Raw genomic sequence first — 26489 nt, forward strand, 5'->3', positions numbered from 1 at the left:
AAGGAGAGAGGCATGGGCAACCGGGTGGTGGTGACCGGGATCGGGGTGATCTCCGGCATCGGCAACGGCAGAACGGGGTACCTCGAGGGCTTGCTGGCCGGGCGCGGCAGCGCCGGTCCGGTCACCGCCTTCGACGTGACCGGATTCGACCACGGGGCGATCTGCGAGGTGCCCGACTTCCCCGTCGACGAGGAACGACCGCACTACGGCCGGGCGACGCAGATGACCTCGGCCGCCGCGCTGATGGCGGTGGAGGACGCCGGGATGGCGCCCGCCCGGCTGCGGGCGGACCGCGGCCTGGTCGCGATCGGCACCACCGAGGGCGAATCCCGCGACGTCGACGAGCTGACCACCACCGAGGTGGACAAGGGCCTGGCCGACCTGGACCCGGTGGTGGCCCGGCGGGCCAGGCTCGGCCGGATGCCGGTGTCGGTGGCCGACGACCTCGGCCTGGAGGACGTCGAGCTGGTGACGCTGCCCGACGTCTGCGCGGCAGGCAACTACGCGATCGGGTACGGGCTGGACGCCGTCCGGTCCGGCGAGGTGGGCTACGCCCTGGTCGGCGGGGCGGATTCGCCGTGCCGCAAGACCTTCGCCAGCTTCTACCGGCTGGGCGCGCTGGCGCACGAGGTGTGCCAGCCGTTCGACCTGAACCGCGGCGGGGTGGTGTTCGGCGAGGGCGCGGCCATGCTGCTGCTCGAACCGCTGGACTCGGCGCTGGCCCGTGACGCGGTCATCCACGCCGAAGTGCTGGACTACCACCTCAACTGCGACGCCGCGCACCCCACCCGGCCGGTGCAGGAGACCGTGGCCGAGTGCCTGCGCGGCGCCCTGCGCAACGCCGGGGTCACCCCGGCGGAGGTCGATCTGGTGGTCGCGCACGGCACCGGCACCAAGGCCAACGACCCGATGGAGGCCGCCGCGCTCGCCGAGGTCTTCGGCGACGTGCCGCTGCCGCCGGTCTCCGGCATCAAGTCGATGATCGGGCACACCATGGGCGCGGCGGGCGCGCACTCCAGCATCGCCGCCATCCTCGGCCTCGGCCACGGCTTCCTGCCGCCGACCATCAACCACACCACCCCCGATCCGGAGTGCCCGGTCGACTGCGTGCCCAACCGGGCGCGCCGGGCCGAACCGCGGATCGCCCTGGTCAACTCGCTCGGCTTCGGCGGCGTCAACGCGGCCGTGGTGCTGAAGCGGTTCGACCGGGAAGCGGAAAGGATCGCGTCGTGATCATCTCGGCCATGTCGGTGCTCTCACCGTACGGCATCGGCACCGGTGCCTTCGGCGACGGCATCCGGGCGGACCGCCCCGCCCTGTCCGCCGTGGACGAAGAGCTGCCGTACGAGCTGGCGGGCCTGGTCGACGACGACGCGCTGGCCGAACTGCTCGGTGAAGCCTGCCAGATCAACAGCCGGGCGCAGCGCAGCCTCGGCCGCCCCGGCGGCTTCGCCGTCGGCGCGCTGGCGCTGCTGCTGCGCGAGCACGACTTCTCCGCGTACCTGCCGGGGGAGCGCGCGCTGGTGCTCGGCGGTGACCTGACCACCACCGACCGCGCGATGGACATCATGTACGACTCGCTGACCGAGGCGCTGCCGTACCACATCAACGCCAAGCAGTACCCGGGCAGCGTGATGAACCACCCGGCCGCGCAGTGCGCCATCCGCTTCGGTTTCCAGGGGCCGAACTCGACGGTCACCTCGGGCCGGGTGACCGGGCTGTCGGTGCTGAACTACGCCCGGCGCCTGCACCGCGCGGGCCGGGCGCCGGTGGTGGTGGCCGGTGCGGTGGAGGACTTCAACCCGCGCCGGTCGTGGATCACCTGGCACGGGCTCGGTGAGCAGGCGGCCCGGCCGCTCGGGGAGGGCTGCTGCGTGTTCCTCACCGAGACCGCCGAATCCGCCGCCGAGCACCACCGCACGCCGATCGCCGAGGTGCGGGCACTGGAGTTCGGCACCGCGCCGGAGCCCGAGGCCGTGCCGGCGGCCCTGACCACGCGGATCGAGCGGGCGCTGGCCGGTGCCGGGGTGGACGCCGGTGCGGTCACCACCGCCGTGGTGTCCGGAGTGGACGGTGACGACGAGCACGCGGCGGTGGCCAAGGCGCTGGGCGGGCACGCCCGGCTGCGCTGCCCGGCCGAGCTGATCGGCGACACCTCCGGCGCGGCGGGTGCGTTCGGCCTCGCCACCGCGCTGACCGCAGGCGCGGGCGAACTGGCCGTGGTGACCGCGGTCGATCCCGACGGCCAGGTCGGCTGCGGTGTATTCCGTGTCCTGCCCGAGAACTGAGGAGCCAGAAGTGCCCACTGTCCCGTCCTTCGCGGTGATCTCCGGTGCCCAGGTGCTGGAGGCACTGCACGGTCAGGAAAAGCACGTGATCGACCTGGTCGAGGCGGCCTACCGGACGCACGCGGCCGGGCACACGGTGAACCCGCCGTCCTACTTCCTGCGCTTTCCCGACCGGCCGTCCTCGCGGATCATCGCGCTGCCCGCGTCGATCGGCGACGACGTGCGGGTGGACGGCGTGAAGTGGATCTCCAGCTTCCCCGGCAACGTGGAGAACGGCCTGCCGAGGGCTTCGGCGGTGCTCATCCTGAACGACCACGACACCGGTTATCCGTTCGCCTGCCTGGAAAGCTCGGTGATCAGCGCGACCCGCACGGCGGCGTCGGCGGCGCTGGCCGCCGACCGGCTCAGCCGGGACCGCGGCCGCCCGCGGCGGGTCGGGTTCATCGGCGTCGGCCTGATCGCCCGGTACCTGCACACCTACCTGGCGGCGCTGGGCTGGACGTTCGAGCAGACGGGGGTGTTCGACCTGTCCGCCGAGCACGCCGCCGGTTTTGTCGCCGGGGTGGACGGGGCCGCGCGGGTGCACGAGGACGCGGAGTCGCTGATCCGGAACTCCGACCTGGTCGTGTTCGCCACCGTCGCGGGCACCCCGCACGTGCACGACCCGGCGTGGTTCGCGCACAACCCGCTGGTGCTGCACGTTTCGCTGCGGGACCTGTCGCCGGAGATCATCCTGAACTCGGTGAACATCGTCGACGACGTGGAGCACTGCCTCAAGGCCGACACCTCGCCGCACCTGGCCGAGCAGGCCACCGGCAACCGCGACTTCCTCGACGGCACGCTGAACGACGTGCTGACCGGGGCGGTGCGGGTGCCGGCGGACCGGCCGGTGGTGTTCTCGCCGTTCGGCCTCGGGGTGCTCGACCTCGCGGTCGGCAAGTACGTCTACGACACGGTGGCGGCCACCGGTGCGCTGACCGGGATCCCGGACTTCTTCGCCGAGCTGAAGCGCTACGAATCGGCCCGGTAGTCCGGCGGCCCCTGCACCACGCGACGCAGCACCGGCCCGAGGCGGTGCAGTTCGTCGCTGCCCTGGACCTTGCGCTCGTCCCACCAGGTCGCCCCGGCCTCGGCCAGCGGGGCGATCAGCTCCCGCGCCTCGGCGGGGTCACCCGGGCTGACCCCGCCGAGCACCACCTCGAACGGACCGGGCGCGGTGCGGTGCTCGCGGACGAACTCGACCAGGGCCCGCACCTCGTCCACGGGCGGCGGGTGACCGTGGGTGGCGCTCTTGAACAGCGGCACCACACCGTCCCAGCGCGCCGCCCGGCGCATCGGCCTGCGGTGCGGCCAGAACCCGGCGATCCAGACCGGCGGGCGGGGCCGCTGCACGGTGGCGGGCAGCAGTTCGACCTCGGTCACCCGGTAGTGGGTGCCCTGGTGGTCGACCTGCTCGCCCGACCAGTACCGCTCCAGCAGGCCGAGGCCCTCGTCCAGGCGCTGGGCGAGCACCACGGCGTCGGTGGTGTCGCCGAAGCTGCCGAACTCGTCCTCGATCGGGCCGCCGAGACCGGCGCCGAAGACCACCCGGCCGCCGCTGAGCGCGTCGAGCGTGGCGACCTGGCGGGCGAGCTGCTCGGGCCGCCGGCGGGCGACCGGGGTGACCAGGGTGCCCAGGCGCAGGCGGGTGGTCGCCAGCGCGGCGGCGGTGAGCAGCATCCACGGGTCGCCGAAGGGCTGCCCGCGGTACTTGTGCTTGTCGAGCACCACGTGGTCCCAGACGAACAAGGCGTCCCAGCCCGCGTCTTCGGCGGCCCTGGCCACCTCCGCGACCGTCCTGGCGTCGGCGAAGTCGCCGAAGTTCGGGATGTTGATCGAGTAGCGCACGCCGCGCATCGTCCGGCACGGCCGTGGCGAGGGGCAACCGATTTTCCGGCGGAATGGCTTTCCGGCGTTTCCCGGAGAAAGTCACTCATTGGGGTGGAGTTGTCCGCGCTGGGCGGCTGACCTGCGCGGATGTGCCGGGAAAAAGGCGCGCAGGTAAGGCTTGCCTCATTGCCAGCCCGGTTGCGAACGCGGTTTCCCGGTGAGACGGTTTTGTTACTGACGCATTCCCACCACCAACCTTTGCGAGGTGTAGCAGATGACCTCCGCCACCGAAATGCCCGCGGTCAACGAGTGCACGGTCACCGGGTGTTCCTACAACCACGACGGCTGCCACGCGTACGCCATCACCGTCGGCGGCAGCAACGGCGCCGCGGACTGCGACACCTTCGTCGCCCTCAACACCCGCGGCGGCCTGGACAAGGTGGTCGCCCAGGTCGGCGCCTGCTCGCGGACCGACTGCGTGCACAACGCCAGCCTCGAATGCACCGCCTCGGGCGTGCGCGTCGGCCCCGGCGGCTCGGACGACCACGCCGCCAACTGCCTGACCTACACCCCCCGCTGAACCCAGCCGGGTGGCCGAACGGATCGAAGGAGTTGCCTAGGGCAGCGTGAGCGTGCCGCCGTCGATTTCGATGCGGGAACCTTCGGCGTCCGGCAGCACCCCCGTCTCACGCGGGTCGTAACCGGTGACCGTCAACTGCACGCGGTGCCCGGCCGGGACCGAATAGGACGTCGGCAGCAGGGCGAACCGCAGGCGTGTGGTCTCACCCGGCGCCACCGGCGCGGCGTCCTGGGCCCAGGAGCGGTGCCACGGCACGCCTTCGGGCAGGGTGTAGGGCGCCGGGTGCTCCGCACGCAGCGAGACCTGCTGCCGCCCTTCGGTGATCACCGTGGTGGTGCCGTCCGGCGCGACGTCTTCGAGGTAGGCGAACACGTGCGCGTCGGCTCGGTCCACCCGCATCGACAGCTCAGCCACCGGGGTGCCGGTGAGTTCGGTGTCCCGCTCCAGCACCGGACCGGCCCAGCCGGTCCCGCTGCCGGGGATGTGGCACGGCTGGATGGTCGCGCCGCTGCCCGGGTCCGACGGGCAGCGCACCCCGGTGCCGACCGTGAACCCGCGCACGCCGGGCACGGTGGAGCCGAGCACCCCGTCCCCGCCCAGCGGGGTCGGCGTGCCACCGGAGGGCCAGGTGGTGGCGGACTTCCAGGTCAGCCCGGTGGCGTCGGCGCGATCACCGGCCGGGGTGGCGTAGTGGATCGGCGGTTCGGCGCCGATCCCGGTGTCGATGCCCTTGAGGTGCTGGTCGAAGAACCGGTGTGCTTCCTCGAGCAACGCGAAACCGGCGTTCTCGCAGTGCTTCCACGGCCCGATGAGCAGCCGTGAGCCCGGCACGTTGAGCAGGGCCGCGACGCCCTGGCCACGCAGTTCGTCCCGCCAGCCGCCGATGACGTACACCGGCACGCCGGAGTCGCGGATCGCCCCGGCGTAGCTGCCCGCGCTGCCTTCGCTCCAGAAGCGGGACTGCACCAGTGGGGAAAGGCTGTCGCGGAACGGCATGCCGCGCCACAGCTCGGCCAGCACCGTGGACTGCTGGTGCTCCCGCGCGGCCTCGGCGAGCAGCACCTTGTCCGGGTCCCCGTCCACCGGCTGGTTCTGCAGGTCCTGTTCGACCGTGCGCGCCGGGCCGGAACCCCACTGCGCGGAGATGCCACCGACCCGCCAGGCGTCGTACTTGTCCCACGAGAAGCACCCGGCGAGCACGGCCCTGAGGTGCGGCGGCCGCACGGACAGCGCGTGCATGGCGGCGTCGCCGGTGTTGGAGCAGCCGTACACGCCGACGTTCCCGGTCGACCACGGCTGCGCGGCCAGCCATTCGGTGACCTCGTAGGCGTCCATCGCTTCGATCCGGTCGTTGTACCCGCGCCGGACGCCGAACGACTGGCCGTTGCCGCGCCGCGCCACCTGCGCCACCACGTACCCGTGCGCGGTGAGCTCCGGCATCGCCTGCAAGCCCGCCGTCTTCGGCCCGGCGCCGTCCTCGGGCTTGCGGTCGATCGACAGGCTGTGCTGCCACAGCACGGGGAACCGGCCGGGCGCGGACGGCCGGTCGACGCGGACGGCCAGCCGGGTGCCGTCACGCATCGGCAGGTAGAACGATTCGCTGACGCGCTCGGTGAACGCCGGTTCCGGCCGGTACGAGCCGAAGGAACCGGCCGCGGGCGCGGACCGGTCCGGGACGAGCAGGAAAGCGGCGGCACCGGCGGCCACGAGCGCGAGCGCGACGGCGAGGAACAGGCGTGAACGCCGGGACATGGGCGGTCCTTTCAGTGCGCGGGAACGGCTTCGCCGAGTGGGGTTTCGCGGGCGGACAGGACCGCCAGCAGAGCCAGCCCGGCGACCGGGAGGGTGACGAGGAAAACCAGCTGGAGCCCGTGGGTGTAGGCCGCGCGGACGGCGTCGGCCAGGTGCGGCGGGAGCGCGGCGACCTGGGCCGGGGTGCCGAGCAGGCGCCGGACGGCTTCGTCGGTGGCCGGCAGCCCGGCCGCGCCGAGGGCGGCGGGCAGCTCGGCACGCAGGCGCGCGGCGATCAGCGCGCCGAAGGCGGCCACCCCCACCGCGCCGCCGAGGGTGCGGGCGAAGGTGGCCGACGAACTCGCCACGCCGACGTCACGCGGATCGACCGCGTCCTGGGCGGCGAGCACGAGCACCTGCTGGACCAGCCCGGCGCCCGCACCGAGCAGTGCCATGCCGACGGCGACCTGCCAGTCCGCGTTCAGCGGGGCCAGCACGGCGGGCCCGGCCACCAGCAGCGCGCACCCGATGGCCGGGAACCGCTTCCACCGCCCGGTCCTGGTGACCAGCCTCCCGGCCACCGCCGAGGTGACGATCATGGTGCCGACCTGCGGCAGCATCAGCAGCCCGGCGGCCATCGGACCGTGCCCGTGCACCACCTGGAGGAACTGCGGCAGGTAGATGAGCCCGCCGAAGACCACCGTGCCGGCCAGCAGCCCGGCAGCGCAGGAGACGGTGAAGTTCCGGCTGCGGAACAACCGCGGCGGCAGGATCGGGTCGGTGGCCCGCAGTTCACGCCGGACCGCCAGCACCGCGACCAGCAGCACGGCCGCGCCGAGGCCGAAGGTGGCGGGCGAGTGCCACGGCCAGGCCACCCCGCCGGCCGAGAGCAGCACCACCAGCCCGCTCGCGGCCAGGGCCAGCAGCGCCGCGCCGAGGTGGTCCAGCGGGGCCGCCGGGCGTGGTGGCCGCCGGTCGGGCGCGAGCCGGATGAGCAGGGCGGCCACCGCGGTCAGCGGGACCACGCCGAGGAAGCACCAGCGCCAGCCCGGACCGCCCGGGGTGACCAGCAGGCCGCCGAGCAGCGGGCCGGTCACCGACGCGGTGCCGAAGGACAGGCCGAACCACCCGGTGTAGCGACCGCGTTCGCGAGCCGGGACCAGCACCGCGACCAGGGCGTTGGCGCAGGCGAGGATGCCGCCACTGGCCGCGCCCTGCAGTGCCCGGCCGGCGATCAGCCAGCCCATCGACGACGCCAGCCCGGCCACCAGCGACGCCGCGACGAACAGCGTGGTGGCCGCGAGCAGCATCGGCCGCGGTCCGCGCCGGTCGGCCAGCTTGCCCCAGACCGGCGTGGCCGCGGTCATCGTCAGCAGCGCCGCGGCGGCCACCCAGGCGACGAGGTCCTGCCCGCCGAGTTCACCGGCGATGGTCGGCAGCGCGATGCCGATGATGGTGTTGGTCAGCGAACCGGCGAACAACGCCACCAGCGCCCCGGCCAGCACGGGGGCGGCCCTAACCACCGAGGACCCCGGTGGCGAGCCAGTCGCCCACCGCCCGGTCCAGGAACGCCGGATCGGACCGGCGGGCGTCGACGTTGTCGGCGTGCAGTTCGAGCACCGGCACCCCCGCGGCCCGCAGGGCGCGGGTGGTGGCCCAGCTGCCGCGGGCGTCGTCGGAGACCAGGTGCACCACGCCGTCGACGCCGTGCGTGCGGGCCTGGTGCACGTACCACTCCGCCGACCACGGCGGGGTGTAGAGCTGGTCGGAGAACGCGGCGAAGCGGGCGGCGAGCGCGCGGACCGGGTCACCGCCGTACCGGAGGTAACCGTCGGCGGCGATCGCGAGGTACATCGACCAGACGAAAACCGCGCCGTAGCGGTCCTGGAAGCGCCGGTAGAAGTCGAGGTCGAACCAGAGCCCGCGGCCGACCCACATCAGCCGGGCCCGCTCCCGCTCGCACACGGCGACGCCGTCGGCGATCCGCGCGGCCACCTCATCGTGCAGCGCCTTGGCCGCGTCACGAGCCCATTCCGTGCCGCGGTGCCACTGCGGCACCATCACCGCCGGAATGCTGTCGGTGACCGCCACCGGGCACGGCCGGGCGGCGGCGATCAGGTCGCGGGTGCGCCGGTTCCACTCCTCCTGCTCGTTGACCAGCGCCATCACCTCGGTGAACCGCTGCTCGGAGAACCGCCGTCCGGTGGTGGTCTCCAGGAACCGGATCAGGCCGTGCAGCTCACCGGTCATCAGGTCGAGCCGGTCGGTGCCGACCGCCTCCTCCCACCGGTGCGGCATCAGCTCCCACCAGCGCGGGGGCACGGTGTCGGCGGCGGCGCTCTCCAGCGGGTAGAAGGTCACGCCGGGCTGCTCGCCCCAGACGTCGAAGATCTTGCGGGAGGCGTCGCCGGTGGTCTCCGCGAGCACGATCGACGGCTTCGGCAAACCGCCCCACGGCCCGGAGCCGGGCGCGAACGCGCTGCCGAGCGAGGTCGAGCTGTACTGCTCGGTGTAGTCGGGGTACCCGCGTTCACGCAGCCGTGCCAGCTGTTCCTGGGTCTGCTGCTTGGCCGCGACGATGGAGGCCCACCACTGGTTCACCACGTACGGGATGCCCATCGCGCGGAAGATCTCCTGCGGGGCGTCCGCGTTCACCAGCGCCATCGGCGTTCCCGCGGCGACCTCTTCGCGGAGCCCGGCGAACCACCGCCGCTGGTAGGCGGTCGCCGCCGTGGCGCTGGCCAGGCGGGCGCTCATCGCAGCGCGCCGATCAGGCCGAGGTCGATCCGGCCGTACTCCTGGCGGTCGGCGAGCACCGCGGGCACCCCGGCGGCTTCGCGCTGGGCCGGGAAGTCCCACGGCGGGGCGTCGTCGTGGCGGCGGACGTAGGACAGCAGGGCTTCGGCACCGCGTTCGCGCACGGCGGCGGCGGTGTGCGCGGCGCGGCAGGCGATGGACGCCCGGGGCGCGGCGGGACCGGCGAACTGGTACCGCTCGGCCAGCGCCGGTTCGGTGGGGGCGCCGACGTCGGCCACCGCGAGCAGATCGCCCCAGTCGTGGTCCTCGCCGACGACCAGCAGGCCCGCCTCCTCCAGCGCGGTGTAGACCCCCGGGTGGTCGTGGCTGCTGCCGGTCAGGTAGACCGGGCGGCCGGGCCGCGGCTCGCGGCCGGGCAGCGTGGAAAGCAACTCCAGCAACGACTTCTCCGCTTCGTCGACCGGCATCGCGGTCACCGCCGACACCACGCCCAGGGCTTCGGTGCCGGTCAGCCGCCGGTCCCGCCGGTGGGGGCCGAGTTCGCGCAGCAGGCCCCGGACCCGGTCGTGGGCGGTGATCGCGGCCGCGAGGTCGTCGTCGCCGATCCGGCGTCCCGCCACCGCTTCGAGCCACGACCGGAACTGGCGCACCTTGGCCAGCACGTACCGGGTGGTGGTGTGGTGCGGCAGGTGCAGCACGTCGACCAGGTGCAGCGGCGGCAGCGCGATCGACGGCTCGACCCGCCGGATCTCCCGCAGCACGTAGAACAACCGCAGCGACGCCTCGCAGTCGCGGGAGAGCACCAGCACGTCGAGGTGCCCGTAGGCGCCTTCGAGCAGCCGGGTGAGCACCGAGCAGGCCACCGGGTCGAGCCCGCCGCCGAGCCGCTCCCGGCCCGCGCTCGCGTCCTCGTCCGGTGACCCGGTCAGCCGCAGCGGCAGCAGCCCGGCGGCGGTGAGCAGCTCGACCGGCACGTCGGCGCCGACGTACCCGGCCACCGGGAGCCCGGCCGAGCGCCGGTGCGCGACGGCGGCGGTGCGTTCCGGCAGCATCAGATGACCGCTTCGGCGGCGAGCGCGGCCAGCTCGTCTTCGCTGTACCCGAGCAGCTCGCGGTAGACGTGCTCGTTGTGCTCGCCCAGCGCGGGCGCGGGGGAGTCCAGGCCGACCGAGGCGCCGGAGAACACGATCGGCAGCCCGGTGGCGGACAGGTCGGCGACCGCGCCGTGCCGGGGATGGGTGAGCGGCACGACCTCTCGCCGTTCGCGCACCAGCGGATCCCGCACGGCTTCGCGCGGCTCGCGGACCTCGGCGGCGGGCACCCCGTGCTCGGCCAGGCGGTCCACCACCTCCGCCGACGGCAGCGCGCGGCACCACTGGCCGATCAGCGCGTGCAGTTCGTCCGCGCGGCGGACGCGTTCGTCCCGGGTGCGGTAGCGCTCGTCGTCCACGAGGTCCTCGCGGCCCATCGCCCGCAGCACGCCGCGGGCGAACGCGTCGGTGGGCGCGCAGAGCGCGATGTGCCCGTCCGCGGTGGGCAGGACGCCGAACGGCGCCAGCCGCGGCACCAGCGAACCGGTGCGCTGCGGCAGCCCGACCGCGTCGAAGGCGTCGAACGGCTCGCAGGCCACCAGCGAGGTGAGCGCGCCGAGCATGGACACGTCCACGTGCTGGCCCACGCCGGTGGTTTCCGCCTGCAGCAGCGCCGAAACCGTGCCGATGACGGCGAACAGCGGCGCCAGCAGGTCCCCGATCGGCAGGCCGAAGCGCACCGGGTCGCCGTCCGGCTCGCCCGCGGTCATCATCACCCCGGACAGCGCCTGGATGATCGAGTCCATCGCCTTGCCCGAACCCGGCCCGCCCTGCGTGCCGAACCCGCTGATCGAGGTGTAGACCAGCCGCGGGTTGATTTCCCGCACGGCGGCGTAGTCGATGCCGAGCCTGCCGGTGACGCCGGGGGAGTAGTTCTCCACCAGCACGTCGGCGTCGCGCACCAGGTCGGTGAACACCGCCTTCGCCCGCGGGTCCTTGAGGTTCAGCGTCACGCTGAGCTTGCCCCGGCCGCGCACCAGCATCGACACCGACATGTCGTCGTCGTGCCTGCGGCCCAGCGCCAGCCCGTCGCGGCCGAGGTAGGGCGCGTTGCTGCGGGCGGTGTCCCCGCCGGTCGCGGGGTTCTCCACCTTGATCACCGTGGCGCCGAGCCCGGCCAGCAGCAGGGTGGCGTACGGCCCGGCGAGCGCGGTGGTCAGGTCGATCACCGTGCGGCCGGCGAGCGGCTGGTCGGTCATGCGTGGTCCTCCTGGGCGTTTCGGTGGCCGGCCCCGGCGATCAGCACTTCGCCACCGCGCCGGAGCAGGTCGGCGCCGAGCCGGGCGCGGGCGGTGATGTCGCGGACGTAGGCGAGCACGGCTTCGCCCGCCTCGGAATCCGGTGCGAGCGGCACCGGGCGGCCGCGGTCGTCGATGTGGCAGGGCACCAGCCCGGCTTCGGCCAGCCCGTCGTGGTCGAAGCGGCAGACGGCCACCACGGTGTGCCGGCTCTCCGGGTGGAACGGGTAGTACGGCATCGCCGGGTCGGGTGCGAAACCGTAGAGCGCCTTGCGCTTTTCCGCCCACGCCGCCCGTTCGGCGTTGTCCCCGCCGGTCGGCGTGAGCGCGCGGGTGACCGTGACGAAGTTGCCGAGGCCGTGGAAGATCGGCTTGCCGCGGTGCACCTCGATGCCGCGCAGGATGTGCGCGTGGTGGCCGAACACCGCGTCCGCCCCGGCGTCGACCGCCGCGCGGGCCACCGGGCTCTCGTACATCGCCACCGCCGCGGGGGTGTGCCCGACGCCCTTGTGCAGGGCCACCAGCACCACGTCGGCCTCGGCCCGCAACGCGGTGATGTCGGCGGCCATCGCTTCCAGGCCGTCCGGGTCGGCGAAGGTGTAGATGCGCGGTGGCCCGCCGGGGCTGGCGTGGTCGAGTTCGTAGTGGGTGAGCACGTGGACGTACGCGCAACCCGCCTTCTTCGACGTGGCCCAGGATTCCCGCGGGCCGACGCAGTTGTAGGACAGCACGCCGATCCGCAGCCCGTCGCGCTCGACCACGGCGGGCGTGCGGGCTTCGCCCAGGTTCGCCCCGGCCCCGGCGGTGAGCAGTCCGGCCGCGCGGGCGTGTGCCACGGTGTCGGTGACCCCCACCTCGCCGGCGTCGAAGATGTGGTTGCCCGCCAAGGTGACCACGTCGAACCCGGCGCCGGTGAGCGCGCCGAGCGCGGCCGGATCGGCCGGCGGGGCGGGCACGTCGGTGCTGATCTGCGTGGTGGTGGTCGAATGCGGGACCTCGACGTGCCCGATCGCGACGTCGGCCTGCCGGAACAGCGGGGCCGACGGCGCGAAGAAGCTTTCCGGGTCCGGTTCGTCGAGGATGAGGTCCCCGACGGCGGCGATGGTGATCAAGAGACTTCCTCGGTGTGACGGGACAGGAAGGCGCGCAGGCGCGGGCTGCGCGGGGTGCCGAACAACTCGGCGGGGGTACCGGTTTCGACGATCCGGCCGGATTCCATGAACACGCAGCGGTCGGCGACCTCGCGGGCGAACGCCATTTCGTGGGTGACCACGACCATCGTCAGCCCGTCGGCGGCGAGCCCGCGCAGCACGCCGAGCACCTCGTCGACCAGTTCCGGGTCCAGCGCGCTGGTGGGCTCGTCGAACAGCATGATCCGCGGGCGGACCGCCAGCGCCCTGGCGATCGCCACCCGCTGCTGCTGCCCGCCGGAGAGCTGGCGCGGGTAGTGGTGCAGCCGCTCGCCGAGGCCGACGCGCTCCAGCAACGCGATCGCGTCCCGTTCGGTTTCCGCGCGCCCGCGGCCGTGCACCCGCACCGGCGCTTCGGTGACGTTGCGCAGGGCGGTGAAGTGCGGGAAGAGGTTGAACTGCTGGAACACCATGCCGACCCGCCTGCGTTGCGCGGCCGCGCCACGCGGGCTCAGCGGCCGCAGCCGCCCGCGGTGCTCCTCGTAGCCGATCAGCTCACCGTCGAGGTACATCGCTCCGGCGTCGATCGACTCCAGCTGGTGCACGCAGCGGACCAAAGTGGACTTCCCCGAGCCGGACGGCCCGATGACCACCACCACCTCGCCCTCGCTGACCTCGAGGTCGACGCCGTCGAGCGCGGCGTGCGCGCCGAACGACTTGCGCACGCCGCTCATCCGCAGCACCGGCTTGCTCATGAGGCACCTCCCCTGGCGAAGCGCCGTTCGAGCCGCCGCTGCACCACGGTCAGCAGCGTGACCACGACCAGGTACCAGACGCAGGCCACGATCAGCATCGGCACGATCTCGTAGCTCTGGTTGTAGATCACCTGGACCGCGTGCAGCAGGTCGTTCATCGCGATCACCGAAACCAGCGCGGTGCCCTTGAGCACGCTGATGAACTGGCTGCCGCTGGGCGGGATGATCACCCGCATCGCCTGCGGCAGCACGATCCGGAAGAAGGTCTGCGCCGGGGTGAAGCCCATCGCCGACGCCGCTTCGCGCTGCCCCCGGTCCACGCCGAGCACCCCGGCGCGGATGATTTCGGCCAGGTAAGCCGATTCGACCAGCGAGAGGCCGATGATGCCCGCGGTGAGCGGGGTGATCAGGTCGTTGGCGTTCCAGGTGAGCAGCGCCGGGCCGCCGAACGGCACGCTCAGCGAGAGCTTCGGCAGCAGGTAGGCCAGGTTGAACCAGAAGATCAGCTGCACCAGCGGCGGGATGCCGCGGAACACCCCGACGTAGAGCGTGGCCGCCCAGCGCGCCGGGGCGAAGCCGGACAGCTGCGCGGCGGCGAGCAGCCCGCCGACCACCGAGCCGAGCACCATCGCCAGCACGGCCAGCAGCACGGTGGTGCCGAGTCCGGAAAGGACGGACGGCGCGAACAGGTGCGCCGCGACCACGTCCCACTGGAACCGCTCGTTGCCGACGAGGAAGACCAGCAGTTGCGCGGCCAGCACCGCGAGCACGGCGGCGGCCACCCACCGCCACGGCCGGAACCGCCGCCGGGCGGTGGCCACGTCGTGGGCGGGCGCGGTGGTCCCCGGTTCGGTGGTCACGGTCATGCCGGGGTCCCGGCGTTGAACTCGGGCTGCGGCACGGTGACGTCGCCGAGCCCCCACCTCTGCATGATCTCCTGGTACCGGCCGCTGGCGAACAGCTCACCGAAGGCCCGGTGCAGCACCGGGCCCAGCTGCCCGGCCTTGGGTGTGTAGAGGGCCAGCTTGTCCGAGGTGGCGCCCTGTTCCTCGGTCTGGGTGACGTAGGTGTAGGCGCCCTGCTGCTGGGTGGTCACGTCGATCGCCGCGGCCTGCGTCATGCCGGCGGCCTCGGCCCGGCCCGACTGCGCGGCGAGCAGCGTCGCGTTGGTGTCGGCGAGCCCGATCGACTGCACCGGGCCGCGGCCGGTGCGTTCGCAGTAGGCCGACAACTGCCGCAGCTGCTCCTCGACCACGCTCGCGGTGACCACGGCGACCCGCTTGCCGCACAACGCGTCCGTGGCCGGGATGGGTACCGGGGCGCCGGTCGGCACCACGTAGGAGGTGCGCGTGGTCATCCAGGTGATGGTGTCGAACTGCTTCTCGCGTTCGGCGGTCACCTTCACCGGGCCGTTGAACGCGTCGTACCGGTTGGACAACATGCCCTGCAGCGCCGCGGGCAGGCTGTCCACCACGATGGTCTCGGTGCGCACGCCGAGCAGCTGGCCCAGCGCGTCCTGGAAGTCCTTGTCGATGCCGGTGACGGTGCCGTCCGCGCCGACCGTGCGGTACGGCGGGTGCGAGTCGCCGGCGAAGCGGATGACCCCGGCTTGCCGGACGGCCTCGGGCAGCGCGTCGTGCAGCGCGGTGTTCGATCCGGCCGGTGCCGGATCGGCGGTGCCCTCGCCGAGTTGGGCGCCGCACCCGGTGAGGGCGAGCAGGACCGCGGCGGTGGCGGCGCCTCTGCGCGCGGAGGTGACTGGTCGCATGGCGGTGGTTCTCCCTGCATTGGGCCTGGCCAGGCGTGGTGTACGAAGGAGTCGGAGCAGATAGCCGACTAGGATGGCGACGAGCGTCGCATGAGATGTAGCCAATTGCAAGACCCCGGTGGCCCGTAGGCTCCGGCGGACGATGAAGGGAGCGCGGATGCCGGACACCGCGCCGCGGGCCGAACCGCAGCTGCTGCTGACCTCGTTGCTCGGCGACTACTGGTACTGGCGCGACGAGCACATCCCGTCGGCCGCGCTGGTGCGGTTGCTCGCGGAGTTCGGCATCGGCACGGACAACGCCAGGGCGGCGATGCGGCGGCTGGCGGCCAAGGGCCTGCTGACCACTTCCCGCCGCGGGCGCACCACCGCCTACGGGATCCCGCCGCGCACCAGCGGGGTGATCGTCGCCCGCACGCACCGGATGCTCACCTTCGGTGCCACCGCGCCGGACTGGGACGGGCAGTGGACCGTGGTCGCGTTCTCCGTGCCGGAGCAGGAACGCGAGGTGCGCACCGCGTTGCGGTCGCGGTTGCGCGTGCTCGGCTTCGCCGCGCTGTACGACGGCCTGTGGGTCTGTCCGCGTGATCTGGCCGGACCGGCGGTGTCGCTGCTCGCCGAACTGGGCGTCGAGCGCGGCAGTGTGCTGCGGGCCGCCGAAGTCCCGGGTGGACCGGCCGCGGGCGGGCCCGCCGGGGCCTTCGACCTCGAACCGCTCGCCAAGCAGTACCGCGAGTTCGTCGAACGCTACGAACCGCTGCTCGCGCACCTGGCGGCAGGCCGGGTCGGCCCGGCCGAGGCGTTGCGCACGCGCACCGAGTTGCGGGTGGACTGGCGCGGCTTCCCCGAGCGCGATCCGGACCTGCCCGCGGTGATGCTGCCACCCGGCTGGTGCCGGGCCCGGGCGCAGCGGCTGTTCCTGGAGATCTACGACCGCCTCGGCCCGCTCGCCGAACAACGCTTCCGGCAGGTGCTCGCCGAATCCGACCCGGAACTGGCCGAACTGGCCTCGCACCACGACAGCGCCCGCATCGCCGAGCTGTACGCCGAACCCGGTGGTCACGAGGAACGCGGGGACACCCCGTTCGAACAAGCCGTGCGTGCCCGGCGCCTGGACGATCTCCGCAACGACTGATCCATCAGGAAGCCTGCGTATTTTTCAGTGACCCAGGTCACCGTCTCTTGCTTTCCGCGTGGGCTGGCCCGCAGGCTGTGCGCAGGTTCATCAGGAAACCTGATGAACGAGTCCGAGCAAGGAGGCTCCGGATGGATTTCCTCGATCCCGCGCGGTGGACCGGCAAGGTTTTCACCGGTACCTGGGTGGACGGCGGCGACGGCACCCGTGCCGTGCGCGAACCCGCCACCGGGGCGAGCCTCGGCGAGGTGGGGCTGGCCGGTGCGGCCGACGTCGCGGCTGCCGTGGAGCGCGCGATCCCGGCGCAGCGCGAATGGGCCGCGCGCCCGCACGCCGAGCGTTCGGCGGTGCTGCTGCGGGCCGCCGGCCTGCTGGCCGAGCACACCGGAACCGTCGGCGACTGGCTGGTCCGCGAGTCGGGTTCGGCCCGGCTCAAGGCGGGCATCGAGATCGAGGGTTCGGCGGGGGAGTGCGTGCAGGCCGCCGCGCTGCCCTCGGCGCCGTACGGCGAACTGCTGCCCGCGGCGGGCCGGATGAGCTTCGAACGCCGCGTGCCGGCCGGGGTGGTCGCGGTGATCTCGCCGTTCAACTTCCCGCTGCTGCTGTCCATGCGTTCGGTCGCGCCGGCGCTCGCGCTCGGCAACGCGGTGATCGTCAAGCCCGATCCCCGCACCGCGGTGTGCGGCGGGGTGGTCATCGCCCGGCTCTTCGAGGAGGCCGGGCTGCCCGCCGGGGTGCTCCAGGTCCTGCCCGGCGGGGCCGAGGCGGGGGCCGCGCTGGTCGAGCACCCGCGGGTGCCGGTGGTCTCCTTCACCGGCTCCACCCGGGCCGGGCGCGCCATCGGCGCCCGCGCCGGGGAACTGCTGAAGCGGGCGCACCTGGAACTCGGCGGCAACAGCGCGCTGGTGGTGCTCGAGGACGCCGATCTGGAGGCCGCCGCGTCCTGCGGTGCGTTCGGCAGTTTCCTGCACCAGGGCCAGATCTGCATGGCCGTGGGCAGGCACCTGGTGCACCGCTCGCGCTACGACCGCTACGTCGAACTGCTCGGCAAGAAGGCCGAACAGCTGCCGGTCGGCGACCCGTTCACCGAGGACGTGGTGCTCGGCCCGATCATCGACGACGGCCAGCTGGCGCACGTGCGCGACCTGGTCGACCGCAGCGTGGCCGCCGGGGCGCGGCTGGTGCAGGGCGGCAGCGCGGACGGGCCGTTCTTCCGCCCGACCGTGCTCGCCGACTGCGGCCCGTCGATCCCGGCCTACACCGAGGAGGTGTTCGGCCCGGTCGCCTGCGTGCGCCCGTTCGACACGCTCGACGAGGCCGCGGAGTTCGCCGCCGACTCCGAGTACGGGCTGAGCCTGGGGGTGCTCACCGCCGACCCGGCCGCCGGGCTCGCCCTGGCCGACCGCATCCCCACCGGCCTGGTGCACATCAACGACCAGACGGTGAACGACGATCCCGCCGCCCCCTTCGGCGGGGTCGGCGCGTCCGGCGTCGGCCGGGTCGGGGGCGCCCGGGCGAACGTCGACGCCTTCACCGAGACCCAGTGGGTCACCGTGCGCGCCGAATCCGCGCGCTACCCGTTCTGAGCTGCTTTCTGCGCTGCATCCCTGGAGAGGAAACCCCATGTCCGCACCAGCCACCGCCCGCGACTCCGCCGCCACCCCGTGGGGGCGCAACGTGCTCGTCGAGTTCGACGAGGGCATCGCCTGGGTCACGCTCAACCGCCCGGACAAGCGCAACGCGATGAACCCGGCGCTCAACGACGAGATGGTGCGCACGCTCGACGCGCTCGAAGGCGACCCGCGCTGCCGCGTGCTGGTGCTGACCGGGGCGGGCGAAGCCTTCTCCGCGGGCATGGACCTGCGTGAGTACTTCCGCGAGGTGGACGAGTCCGGCGATCCGGCGGTGCAGATCCGGGTCCGCCGCGCCAGCGCCGAATGGCAGTGGAAGCGCCTGTCGACCTGGTCGAAGCCGACCATCGCGATGGTCAACGGCTGGTGCTTCGGCGGGGCGTTCACCCCGCTGGTCGCCTGCGACCTGGCCGTCTCGGCGGAGGACGCCCAGTACGGGCTGTCCGAGGTGAACTGGGGCATTCCGCCGGGCGGGGTGGTCAGCCGGGCGCTGGCGGCCACGGTCAGCCAGCGGGACGCGCTGTACTTCATCATGACCGGTGAGCCGTTCGACGGCCGCCGTGCCGCGGAGATGCGGCTGGTCAACGAAGCGGTGCCGGCGGACCGCCTGCGGGAGCGCACCCGGGAACTGGCCGCGAAGCTGGCGTCGATGAACCCGGTGGTGCTGCGGGCGGCGAAGGTGGGTTACAAGCTCGCCAAGGAGATGCCGTGGGAGCAGGCCGAGGACTACCTCTACGCCAAGCTGGAGCAGTCGCAGTTCCTCGACCCGGAGCACGGCAGGCAGAAGGGCATGACCCAGTTCCTCGACGAGAAGACCTACCGTCCCGGTCTCTCGGCCTACCGGAACGACTGATGCGCGACGAGGGCCTCGGCTCGTGGCCGGTGCGGCGGGCGCGGATGACCCCGGACCGGATCGCGCTGGTGCACGGTGACCGGGCGGTGAGCTACGCCCGGCTCGCAGCCCGGTCGGCGGGGCTGGCCCGCGGCCTGCGCTCGCTCGGGGTGCGGCGTGGCGACCGGGTCGCCTACCTCGGCCCCAACCACCCCGCCTACCTGGAGACCCTGTTCGCCACCGCCTCGCTCGGCGCGATCTTCGTGCCGGTCAACAGCAGGCTGGCGGCGCCGGAACTGGCGTACGTGCTCGACGACGCCGGGGTTTCGGTGCTGGTGCACGCCCCGTCGGTGGAGGTGGCGGGCCCGGCGCTGCGGCACCGCCTGGCCGTCGACGGGCCGGAGTACGAACAGTTCGCGGAGGGACCGGCCGAACCGGCGGACGAGCCGGTCGCGCTCGGCGACCCGTGCCTGATCATGTACACCTCCGGCAGCACCGGGCGGCCGAAGGGCGCGGTGCTCTCGCACGGCAACCTGACCTGGAACTGCGTCAACGTGCTGGTCGAGTCCGACCTGTCCGGCCACGAGGTGGCGCTGGTCGCCGCCCCGTTGTTCCACACCGCCGCGCTGGGCATGACCTGCCTGCCCACCCTGCTCAAGGGCGGGACCGCGGTGCTGATGGCGTCGTTCGACCCGGCCGCGGCACTGGCCGCGATCGAGCGGCACCGGGTCACCCTGCTCTTCGGCGTGCCCGCGATGTACGACGCGATGGCCGCGCAGCCGGGCTGGGCGGCGGCCGACCTGTCCAGCGTGCGCACCCTGCTCTGCGGCGGGGCGCCGGTGCCGCCCGCGACCACCCGGCGCTACCTGGATCGCGGGCTCACCTTCCTGCAGGGCTACGGCATGACCGAGGCGGCGCCGGGCGTGCTGATCCTCGATCCGGACTCCGCGCACACCAAGGCCGGATCCGCTGGTGTGCCGTCGTTCTTCACCGACGTGCGGCTGGTCGGCCCGGACGGGGAACCGGTGCCGCCGGGTGAGCGCGGGGAAGTGGTGGTGCGCGGGCCCAACGTCATGCTCGGTTACTGGAACCGACCGGCGGACACCGAACGGGCACTGGCCGGTGGCTGGCTGCACTCCGGTGATGTGGCCACGGTGGACGGTGACGGCTACTTCACCGTGGTCGACCGGCTCAAGGACATGATCATCTCGGGTGGGGAGAACATCGCGCCCGCCGAGGTGGAGGCCGCCGCGCTGGAGCACCCGGACGTCGAGCTGTGCGCGGTGATCGGCGCGCCCGACCCGAAGTGGGGCGAGGTGCCGCGGGCGGTGGTGGTGCTGCGGCCGGGGGCCCGGCTGGGCGCCGGCGAACTGCGTGCCCACCTCCGCGCGCGGCTCGCCGGGTACAAGGTGCCCAAGTACATCGAGTTCCGCGACCAGCTGCCGCGCACCGGCTCGGGCAAGGTGCGCAAGGCCGAACTGCGGGCGCTGTACTCGTGACCGGGGCGCTGCGGGACGATCAGCACATGGCCGAACCGCTCACCCTCTACCTGGTCAAACGGCTGGAACTGGCCATCCGCGCGCGGATGGACGAGGCACTGCGGCCCAAGGGGCTGACCACGCTGCAGTTCACCGCGCTGACCGCGCTCCGGCGGCGTCGCGGGCTGTCCTCGGCCCAGCTCGCGCGCCGCTCGTTCGTCACCCCGCAGACGATGAACGAAATGGTGCGGTGGCTGGAGGACCGCGGGCACATCGAGCGCACCCGGGACCCGGCGAACCGCCGGGTGCTGCTGCTCGGCCTGACCGCCGCGGGCGAGGCGCTGCTGGCCGAATGCGACCCGCTGGTCGAGGCCATCGAAGCCGATCTGCTCGCGGCGGTCCCGGCGGTGCAGCACCCGCTGTTCCGGCAGAGCCTGGAACTCGGCTACACCGCGCTCAGCCGGGAGCCTGCCGAGCACTGACGCTCGGCGGTTGTTCGCCGGTGGTTCGGCCGCAGGTCACGAACGGTCCAGCGAACGGGTGAACGCTGTCCCGGCGAAACCCGATCTTGGAGGACCCGTGGACGACACCATCCGCCGCCGTTCGCTGCTGCGTGCCGCGGTCGGCGTACCCGCCGCCGCGGCTTCCTCGGCGCTGTGGCCCGCTCCGCCCGCCGGGGCGGCCGGACCGGCCGGAGCGGCGGGGCCGGTGGATCCGCACGACCCGCGGTTCACCCTCGCCGTGCTGCCGGACACCCAGTACCTGTTCGACCAGGGCGGTTCGGATCCCGCGCCGGTGCGCGAGACGCTGATGCACCTGGTGCGCCGCCGCCGGGAGGACAACATCGTCTTCCTGGCGCACCTCGGCGACGTCACCGAGCACGGCACCGACGCGGAGATGCGCTCCGCCGACGAGGTCTTCCGCACCATCGACGGCCGCCTGCCCTACAGCGTGCTCGCCGGGAACCACGACGTCTCCGGCGACGACCAGCGCGGCACCACCCCGTACCTGCGCACCTTCGGCCCGGATCGGTTCCGCGGCATGCCGACCCACGGCGGTTCGTCCCCGGACGGCTACCACAGCTACCACCTGCTCACCGGCGGCGGCAGGCGGTGGCTGCTGCTCGCGCTCGACTGGCGGATCTCCGACCGCGGTATCACCTGGGCGCAGGGCGTGCTGGACCGGCACCCGGCGCTGCCGGCGATCCTGACCACGCACGAGATCGCGTCGGCGGACGAGCGGGGCCGGGCCGCGCTCTCGGGTTACGGCGAGCTGCTGTGGAACCGGCTGATCCGCGGCAACGACCAGATCTTCCTGACGCTGAACGGGCACTACTGGCCGTGTGGCCGCACCACGCTGACCAACGACGCCGGGAACCCGGTCCACGTGCACCTGACCAACTACCAGGACCGCTACTACGGCGGCGCGGGCATGCTCCGGTACTACCGGTTCGACCTGGCGCGCAACGTGATCGACGTGGAGACGTTCAGCCCGTGGCTGCTCGGGACGCGACCGGAGGCGCGCAGCCTGCCGCAGGCCGAGCACGTCGAGCTCAGCGGGGACGTCGAGCGGTTCTCCGTGGAGATCGACTTCCGCCGCCGGTTCGCCGCCTTCGCGCCGCCGGTGGTGCCGCCGCCGCGCCCGCCGTCGGCGGTGCTGGTGCCCGGCACGGTCGCGTACTGGCGGTTCGACGCGGCGGGGACGTCACCGGGGCCGGACGGTTCGCCGGTGGCGCCGGGCACCGTCGCGCGCGACCTCACCGGCGGGGGCAACGACCTGCGGGCCGAGCGGCTGCACGCCAGCGCCCCCGAGGTGCTCACCTGGTCGGCCGAACACCACGACGCGCAGCCCGCGCACGCCAGCCTCCGCTTCGACGGCGGGAAGTCGCCGAACCGGGGTGCGGTGCTGCGCACCGGGCCGAACGCACCGATCAACGGCATGGCCTTCCTGGACGGCTACACCATCGAGACCTTCCTCAAGCTGCCCGAGCCGTTCACCGGTGACCACGCGTTCATGGGCATCCTCAGCTGGGAGGGCCGGGCCGGGGACGCGGGCAAGACCAGCGGGTGGTCGCCGGAGGAGCCGACGTGCAGCCTGAACCTGTCGGGGGAGCGGTTCCTGCAGTTCGTGGTGTACCCGAAGCACGCCGACGCCGACCCGACCTCGTGGAGCCACGCGCTGCCGACCGGCCGCTGGACGCACGTCGCGGTGGTCAACGACGGCCACCGGACCACGGTCCACGTCGACGGTGCGCCGATCGCGCGCAACGCGGCCGGGGAGTCGCGGGGCATCGCCACCCTCGGCAAGCCGTTCGTCCTCGGCGCCACGCAGTTCGCGCTGGCCTACGGGCACGGGTTCCACGGCTGGCTCGGGGACACGCGGGTGGTGGCCGGGGCACTGCGGCCGGACCAGTTCCTGCGGAGTGTCGAAAACGCGCAGGCGGCGTCGTACGTCGGGGCATGGAACTGAACGAGCGATTCACCGAGACCCTGCGCAAGAGCCCGGCCAAGGGCGGGCACACCTATCTGATCTGGCCGGAGTCGGCCGCGTACTTCGGCACGCGCGGCCTGGTCAAGGTGCGCGGCACCATCGACGGGCACCCCTTCGAGGGCGCGTTCATGGCCCTCGGCGACGGGCAGCACAAGCTCCCGGTGCGGGCGGCGCTGCGCCAGGCGATCGGCAAGGAGGCGGGCAGCGAGGTGACCGTCGTGCTCACCGAACGCCTTGGCCGCGGCGCCTGAGCGGGCGCGGTCGGCCCGCCGTGCCCCGATCTTGCGGTTTCGGCAACGAACTTTGCCAAAACCCGCCGGGCGCGGCAGGCTCGACCGCATGGACGCGCAGTTCTGGGACGAGATGTACCGCAGCCGTGACCGGGTCTTCAGCGGTGAGCCCAACGGGGTGCTCGTGGCCGAGGTGGCCGGCCTGCCACCGGGGCAGGCGCTCGACGTGGGCTGCGGGGAGGGCGCCGACGCGCGGTGGCTGGCCGGGCGCGGCTGGCGGGTGACCGCGATCGACATCTCCCGGGTGGCGCTGGAGCGGGCCGCGGCCACGGGCGGGGACCTGGCGGACCGGGTGGCGTGGATCCACGGCGACCCGACCACCGTGCGCCCGCCCGCCGGTGCCTTCGACCTGGTGTCGGTCCAGTACTTCCCGCTCCGCAACGAGCCGGGCCACCCCGCGCTGCGCGGGCTGCTGGACGCCGTCGCCCCGGGCGGGACGCTGTTGTTCGCCAGCCACGACCCCGCCGACCTGCCCCCGGAGTTCGACCCGGCCGAGTTCTACCAGCCGGACGACATCGCCGGGCTGCTCGGCGAGGACTGGGCGGTGCTGGTCAACGAAACCCGCCCGCGGGTCGCGCCGCCGCCCGAGGGCACGCACCACAGCCGCGACACCGTGTTGCGGGCCCGGCGCCTGCGCTGACCGTCCTAGGCTGGCGGGCATGGCGGGGCCCGGGGAACGCATGCTGGAGCTGTTGTCGCTGCTGCAGAGCGGCCGCGACTGGCCGGGCGCCGAACTCGCCGAGCGGCTCGGCACCTCACCGCGCACCCTGCGGCGCGACCTCGACCGGCTGCGGGAACTCGGCTACCCGGTGCGCTCGGAACGCGGTCCCGGCGGCAGCTACCGGCTGGTGGCCGGGCGGGCGCTGCCGCCGCTGATGTTCACCGACGACGAGGCCGTGGCCGCCGTGGTCGGCCTGCGCTTCGCGGCGCTGGCCACCGGTGATCCCGGTGCCGACGACGCCCTGCGCAAACTGGAACAGGCCCTGCCGAAGCGGCTGAAGCACCGGACCGAGGCGGTCGCCGCGGCGACCGAGGGCACCCGCCCGGTGGCACCCGCCGATCCGGCGGTGGTCGCCGGACTGGCCACCGCCGCGACCGCGCACCAGCACGTGGAGTTCGACTACACCAGCCGCGACGGCACGCCTTCGCGGCGCCGCGTCGAGCCGTACCGGCAGGTGCTGCTCGGTGGCCGCTGGTACCTGCAGGGCTACGACCGCGACCGGGCGGACTGGCGGACCTTCCGGCTGGACCGGATCCGTGCGGTGGACGTGCCGGGCACCACCTTCCGCGCGCGTGAGCTGCCCGCCGACGGGGTCAGCGCGTTCACCGCCGACCAGGGCGGGGGAGCGGCGGTCCGGTTCGACGCCCCGGTCGGCACGGTCGCCGAGCACCTGCGTGCCGAAGCCGGTTCGCTCACCGCGCTGAGCGGGGGCCGGTGCCGGTACGTCACCGGCACCGACGACTGGGCGTGGCTGGCGGTGGCCGTCGCCGCGGTCGGGGTGCCGTACGAGATCGAGGGGCCGCCGGAGCTGGTCGAGCAGACCCGCCTGCTCGCCGAACGGGCCACCAACGCGACAACGGGTGTATAACGCCCTATTCAGCGGGCCTTTTCGCGGTGGCTGGCCCGGAAGCGCGCCTTCTTCTGGCGGTTGCCGCACGTGTTCATGTCGCACCACTTGCGGGTGCGGCTCTGACTGGTGTCGAAGAAGGCGGCCCGGCAGGTCGGTGAGGCGCACAGGGCCAGCTTCCCGTCCCGCTCGCCCGCGATGATGCTGATCGCGTCGGCGGCGATCACGCTCAGGGCGTCTTCCACGCGGGAAGCCGAGCCGAGCTGCCACCGCCGCTTGCCGTCGGGTGTCAGCACGGCCGCGGCCCGGCCCTGAACGCTGCGGTCGTTGAGGATCTGGACCGCGGACGCGGGCAGCGCTTCCTGGACCGCGGCGGCGGTCGCGGCGGCGTGGATCGATTCACGCAGCTCCCGGGCGAGGTCGAGCTGGGCGCTGGTGCAGGAGTCCACGGCGAGGCCGTTCACCGCCAGCCAGTCGACGAGCCGCTGCGGGGTCGGAATCCGCTCCACGGCGTCACCGCAGCGCTCCGTCAGCGTCGCCGTGAAGCTGGTCGCCAGCACGGTGCCGAGGCGGAACTCGGGAAAGCCATCACGCATGGAACCACCTTAGCCGGTTGCTCCGGAACCCGGCGGCGTGTTAGAACCGTCTTAGCCGGTTCCACCGAGGATCAGGAGGTCCCATGCCCACCACTGACGTGCAAGCATTCGAAGCCCGCGCGGCCGACGCCGACCTCGACGAGCTGCGCGCGCGACTGGCCGCGGCGCGGTTGCCGGAGGCTGAAACGACCGATCGCCGCTGGGCACAGGGGGTTCCGCTCGCCGACCTCACCGAGCTCGTGGACTACTGGCGCACCGGATACGACTGGCGGTCGTTCGAAGCGCGCCTCGACCGCATCGGCCAGTTCCGCACGACCATCGACGGCCTGGGCATCCACTTCCTGCACCGCCGCTCCGCGCGCGCCGATGCCACCCCGCTGGTCCTGACGCACGGCTGGCCGGGCAGCATCGCCGAGTTCGTCGACGTGGTGGACGAACTGGCGGACCCGAAGGACGCGGACGCGTCGGCGTTCCACGTCGTGGTCCCCTCGCTGCCCGGCTTCGGCTACAGCGGCAAACCGGCCACCACCGGCTGGGGCACGGAAAAGATCGCCGCCGCCTGGGTCGAGCTGATGGGACGGCTCGGCTACGGCGAGTTCCTGGCCCACGGCGGTGACTGGGGCGGCAACATCACCACGATCCTCGGCGGCCGGTTCCCGGAGCACGTGCTCGGCATCCACAGCACGTTCGCGGCGGGACCACCCGGCCTGAGCACGGACGGGCTGACCGCGGCCGAGCGCGGGTGGGCCGAGGAAACCCGCGACTTCTGGCACCACCGCGCGGCCTACGCGAAGCAGCAGGCGACCCGGCCGCAGACCATCGGCTACTCGCTCGTCGACTCACCGGTGGGGCTGCTCGCCTGGCTGCTCGACAAGTTCGCCGAGTGGTCGGACACCGAGGACAGCCCGTTCGAAACGATTTCCAGGGACCGGGTTCTCGACGACGTCACCCTGTACTGGCTGACGCGGACCGGTGCCTCGGCGGCCCGCATCTACTACGAAAGCCACAATTCACTGGACCCCGAGCTGCGGGTCGACGTCCCGTCGGCGATCACCATGTACCCCCGCGACACCGAGAAGTACCCGCGCCCCTGGGCGCAGGAGCGGTACCGGCGGATCGTCCGGTGGCGGGTGCCCGAACGCGGGGGGCACTTCCCGTCGCTGGAGGTCCCCGGGTATTTCGTCGAAGACCTCCGGGAGGGCCTCGCGGCGGTGCTGGCCGCCGGCCGGTGAAGGCACGGCGAAGCCGGTCGCCGTTCTGCCGCC

25 protein-coding genes are annotated in these 26489 nt (G+C 73.2%); 14 read left to right on the forward strand and 11 right to left on the reverse strand.

The window, feature by feature from the left end; genetic code table 11:
- Window positions 1–12 precede the first annotated feature (12 nt).
- From AC07EG_RS22240 to sbnB, 3 genes are read left to right on the forward strand one after another with little or no spacing between them, the layout of a single operon-like run.
- The gene (locus AC07EG_RS22240; protein WP_478255058.1) at window positions 13–1233 is read left to right on the forward strand and encodes a beta-ketoacyl-[acyl-carrier-protein] synthase family protein; all 1221 of its coding nucleotides are present in this window, start codon (window positions 13–15) and stop codon (window positions 1231–1233) included.
- Complete coding sequence (locus AC07EG_RS22245) at window positions 1230–2288, forward strand: beta-ketoacyl synthase N-terminal-like domain-containing protein (protein ID WP_478255059.1); 1059 nt, start codon at window positions 1230–1232, stop codon at window positions 2286–2288. The genes AC07EG_RS22240 and AC07EG_RS22245 overlap by 4 nt, the downstream gene beginning before the upstream one ends.
- 10 nt (window positions 2289–2298) lie before the next feature.
- On the forward strand, window positions 2299–3318 hold the full coding sequence (gene sbnB, locus AC07EG_RS22250) for a 2,3-diaminopropionate biosynthesis protein SbnB (RefSeq protein WP_478255060.1): 1020 nt from the start codon (window positions 2299–2301) through the stop codon (window positions 3316–3318).
- Here the strand turns inward: sbnB and AC07EG_RS22255 are convergent.
- Window positions 3300–4175 carry an LLM class flavin-dependent oxidoreductase gene (locus AC07EG_RS22255; RefSeq protein ID WP_478255061.1) on the reverse strand — a complete coding sequence of 292 codons (876 nt, stop codon included), beginning with the start codon at window positions 4173–4175 and terminating at the stop codon, window positions 3300–3302. The genes sbnB and AC07EG_RS22255 overlap by 19 nt on opposite strands.
- A gap of 256 nt (window positions 4176–4431) precedes the next feature.
- Between AC07EG_RS22255 and AC07EG_RS22260 the strand changes: the two genes are divergently transcribed.
- A complete protein-coding gene (locus AC07EG_RS22260) occupies window positions 4432–4737 on the forward strand; it encodes a DUF1540 domain-containing protein (protein ID WP_478255062.1) in 306 nt (101 codons plus the stop codon).
- Between the two features lie 36 nt (window positions 4738–4773).
- Here AC07EG_RS22260 and AC07EG_RS22265 read toward each other — a convergent pair whose 3' ends face one another.
- Genes AC07EG_RS22265 through AC07EG_RS22305 form a run of 9 tightly spaced genes read right to left on the reverse strand, consistent with a single transcriptional unit; the run spans window position 4774 to window position 15207 of the window.
- Entirely contained in the window at window positions 4774–6489 is a 1716-nt protein-coding gene (locus AC07EG_RS22265; protein ID WP_478255063.1) for a CocE/NonD family hydrolase, read from the reverse strand.
- Window positions 6490–6500: 11 nt separating this feature from the next.
- The gene (locus AC07EG_RS22270) at window positions 6501–7991 is read right to left on the reverse strand and encodes an MFS transporter (protein ID WP_478255064.1); all 1491 of its coding nucleotides are present in this window, start codon (window positions 7989–7991) and stop codon (window positions 6501–6503) included.
- Window positions 7984–9225, reverse strand: coding sequence for a 2-hydroxyacyl-CoA dehydratase (locus AC07EG_RS22275; RefSeq protein WP_478255065.1), 1242 nt, complete (start codon window positions 9223–9225; stop codon window positions 7984–7986). The genes AC07EG_RS22270 and AC07EG_RS22275 overlap by 8 nt, the downstream gene beginning before the upstream one ends.
- Window positions 9222–10277: a 2-hydroxyacyl-CoA dehydratase gene (locus tag AC07EG_RS22280; RefSeq protein ID WP_478255066.1), complete on the reverse strand. Its 1056-nt coding sequence runs from the start codon at window positions 10275–10277 to the stop codon at window positions 9222–9224. Before AC07EG_RS22280 ends, AC07EG_RS22275 begins: the two co-directional genes overlap by 4 nt.
- Window positions 10277–11515 carry a CaiB/BaiF CoA transferase family protein gene (locus AC07EG_RS22285; protein WP_478255067.1) on the reverse strand — a complete coding sequence of 413 codons (1239 nt, stop codon included), beginning with the start codon at window positions 11513–11515 and terminating at the stop codon, window positions 10277–10279. Before AC07EG_RS22285 ends, AC07EG_RS22280 begins: the two co-directional genes overlap by 1 nt.
- Window positions 11512–12666 carry a CapA family protein gene (locus AC07EG_RS22290; RefSeq protein ID WP_478255068.1) on the reverse strand — a complete coding sequence of 385 codons (1155 nt, stop codon included), beginning with the start codon at window positions 12664–12666 and terminating at the stop codon, window positions 11512–11514. The genes AC07EG_RS22285 and AC07EG_RS22290 overlap by 4 nt, the downstream gene beginning before the upstream one ends.
- A complete protein-coding gene (locus AC07EG_RS22295) occupies window positions 12663–13439 on the reverse strand; it encodes an amino acid ABC transporter ATP-binding protein (protein WP_478255069.1) in 777 nt (258 codons plus the stop codon). Before AC07EG_RS22295 ends, AC07EG_RS22290 begins: the two co-directional genes overlap by 4 nt.
- On the reverse strand, window positions 13436–14305 hold the full coding sequence (locus AC07EG_RS22300; protein WP_478255070.1) for an amino acid ABC transporter permease: 870 nt from the start codon (window positions 14303–14305) through the stop codon (window positions 13436–13438). The genes AC07EG_RS22295 and AC07EG_RS22300 overlap by 4 nt, the downstream gene beginning before the upstream one ends.
- Window positions 14302–15207, reverse strand: a complete 906-nt coding sequence (locus tag AC07EG_RS22305) for a transporter substrate-binding domain-containing protein (protein WP_478255071.1) — start codon at window positions 15205–15207, stop codon at window positions 14302–14304. The genes AC07EG_RS22300 and AC07EG_RS22305 overlap by 4 nt, the downstream gene beginning before the upstream one ends.
- A 157-nt stretch (window positions 15208–15364) precedes the next feature.
- Between AC07EG_RS22305 and AC07EG_RS22310 the strand changes: the two genes are divergently transcribed.
- The 9 genes from AC07EG_RS22310 (at window position 15365) to AC07EG_RS22350 (ending at window position 24649) form a co-directional block, all read left to right on the forward strand.
- Window positions 15365–16339: a PaaX family transcriptional regulator gene (locus AC07EG_RS22310; protein WP_478255072.1), complete on the forward strand. Its 975-nt coding sequence runs from the start codon at window positions 15365–15367 to the stop codon at window positions 16337–16339.
- A 131-nt stretch (window positions 16340–16470) separates the two neighbouring features.
- Window positions 16471–17925: an aldehyde dehydrogenase family protein gene (locus AC07EG_RS22315; protein ID WP_478255073.1), complete on the forward strand. Its 1455-nt coding sequence runs from the start codon at window positions 16471–16473 to the stop codon at window positions 17923–17925.
- Window positions 17926–17962: 37 nt separating this feature from the next.
- Entirely contained in the window at window positions 17963–18823 is an 861-nt protein-coding gene (locus AC07EG_RS22320) for a p-hydroxycinnamoyl CoA hydratase/lyase (protein ID WP_478255074.1), read from the forward strand.
- Window positions 18823–20301 carry an acyl-CoA synthetase gene (locus AC07EG_RS22325; RefSeq protein WP_478255075.1) on the forward strand — a complete coding sequence of 493 codons (1479 nt, stop codon included), beginning with the start codon at window positions 18823–18825 and terminating at the stop codon, window positions 20299–20301. Before AC07EG_RS22320 ends, AC07EG_RS22325 begins: the two co-directional genes overlap by 1 nt.
- 26 nt (window positions 20302–20327) lie before the next feature.
- A complete protein-coding gene (locus AC07EG_RS22330; protein WP_478255076.1) occupies window positions 20328–20762 on the forward strand; it encodes a MarR family winged helix-turn-helix transcriptional regulator in 435 nt (144 codons plus the stop codon).
- Window positions 20763–20859: 97 nt separating this feature from the next.
- A complete protein-coding gene (locus AC07EG_RS22335) occupies window positions 20860–22749 on the forward strand; it encodes a LamG-like jellyroll fold domain-containing protein (protein WP_478255077.1) in 1890 nt (629 codons plus the stop codon).
- Window positions 22740–23021 carry a DUF1905 domain-containing protein gene (locus tag AC07EG_RS22340; RefSeq protein ID WP_478255078.1) on the forward strand — a complete coding sequence of 94 codons (282 nt, stop codon included), beginning with the start codon at window positions 22740–22742 and terminating at the stop codon, window positions 23019–23021. Before AC07EG_RS22335 ends, AC07EG_RS22340 begins: the two co-directional genes overlap by 10 nt.
- A gap of 88 nt (window positions 23022–23109) precedes the next feature.
- Window positions 23110–23700 (forward strand): class I SAM-dependent methyltransferase, encoded by a 591-nt coding sequence (locus AC07EG_RS22345; RefSeq protein ID WP_478255079.1) that lies wholly within the window; start codon window positions 23110–23112, stop codon window positions 23698–23700.
- Between the two features lie 19 nt (window positions 23701–23719).
- Window positions 23720–24649 (forward strand): helix-turn-helix transcriptional regulator, encoded by a 930-nt coding sequence (locus AC07EG_RS22350; RefSeq protein WP_478255080.1) that lies wholly within the window; start codon window positions 23720–23722, stop codon window positions 24647–24649.
- An 8-nt stretch (window positions 24650–24657) separates the two neighbouring features.
- Here AC07EG_RS22350 and AC07EG_RS22355 read toward each other — a convergent pair whose 3' ends face one another.
- Window positions 24658–25224, reverse strand: a complete 567-nt coding sequence (locus AC07EG_RS22355; RefSeq protein WP_478255081.1) for a CGNR zinc finger domain-containing protein — start codon at window positions 25222–25224, stop codon at window positions 24658–24660.
- An 83-nt stretch (window positions 25225–25307) separates the two neighbouring features.
- Here AC07EG_RS22355 and AC07EG_RS22360 point away from each other — a divergent pair, with 83 nt between their 5' ends.
- Window positions 25308–26456, forward strand: coding sequence for an epoxide hydrolase family protein (locus tag AC07EG_RS22360; protein WP_478255082.1), 1149 nt, complete (start codon window positions 25308–25310; stop codon window positions 26454–26456).
- The last annotated feature ends 33 nt before the right edge of the window (window positions 26457–26489 follow it).

The organism is Amycolatopsis sp. NPDC045836 (assembly GCF_056431745.1).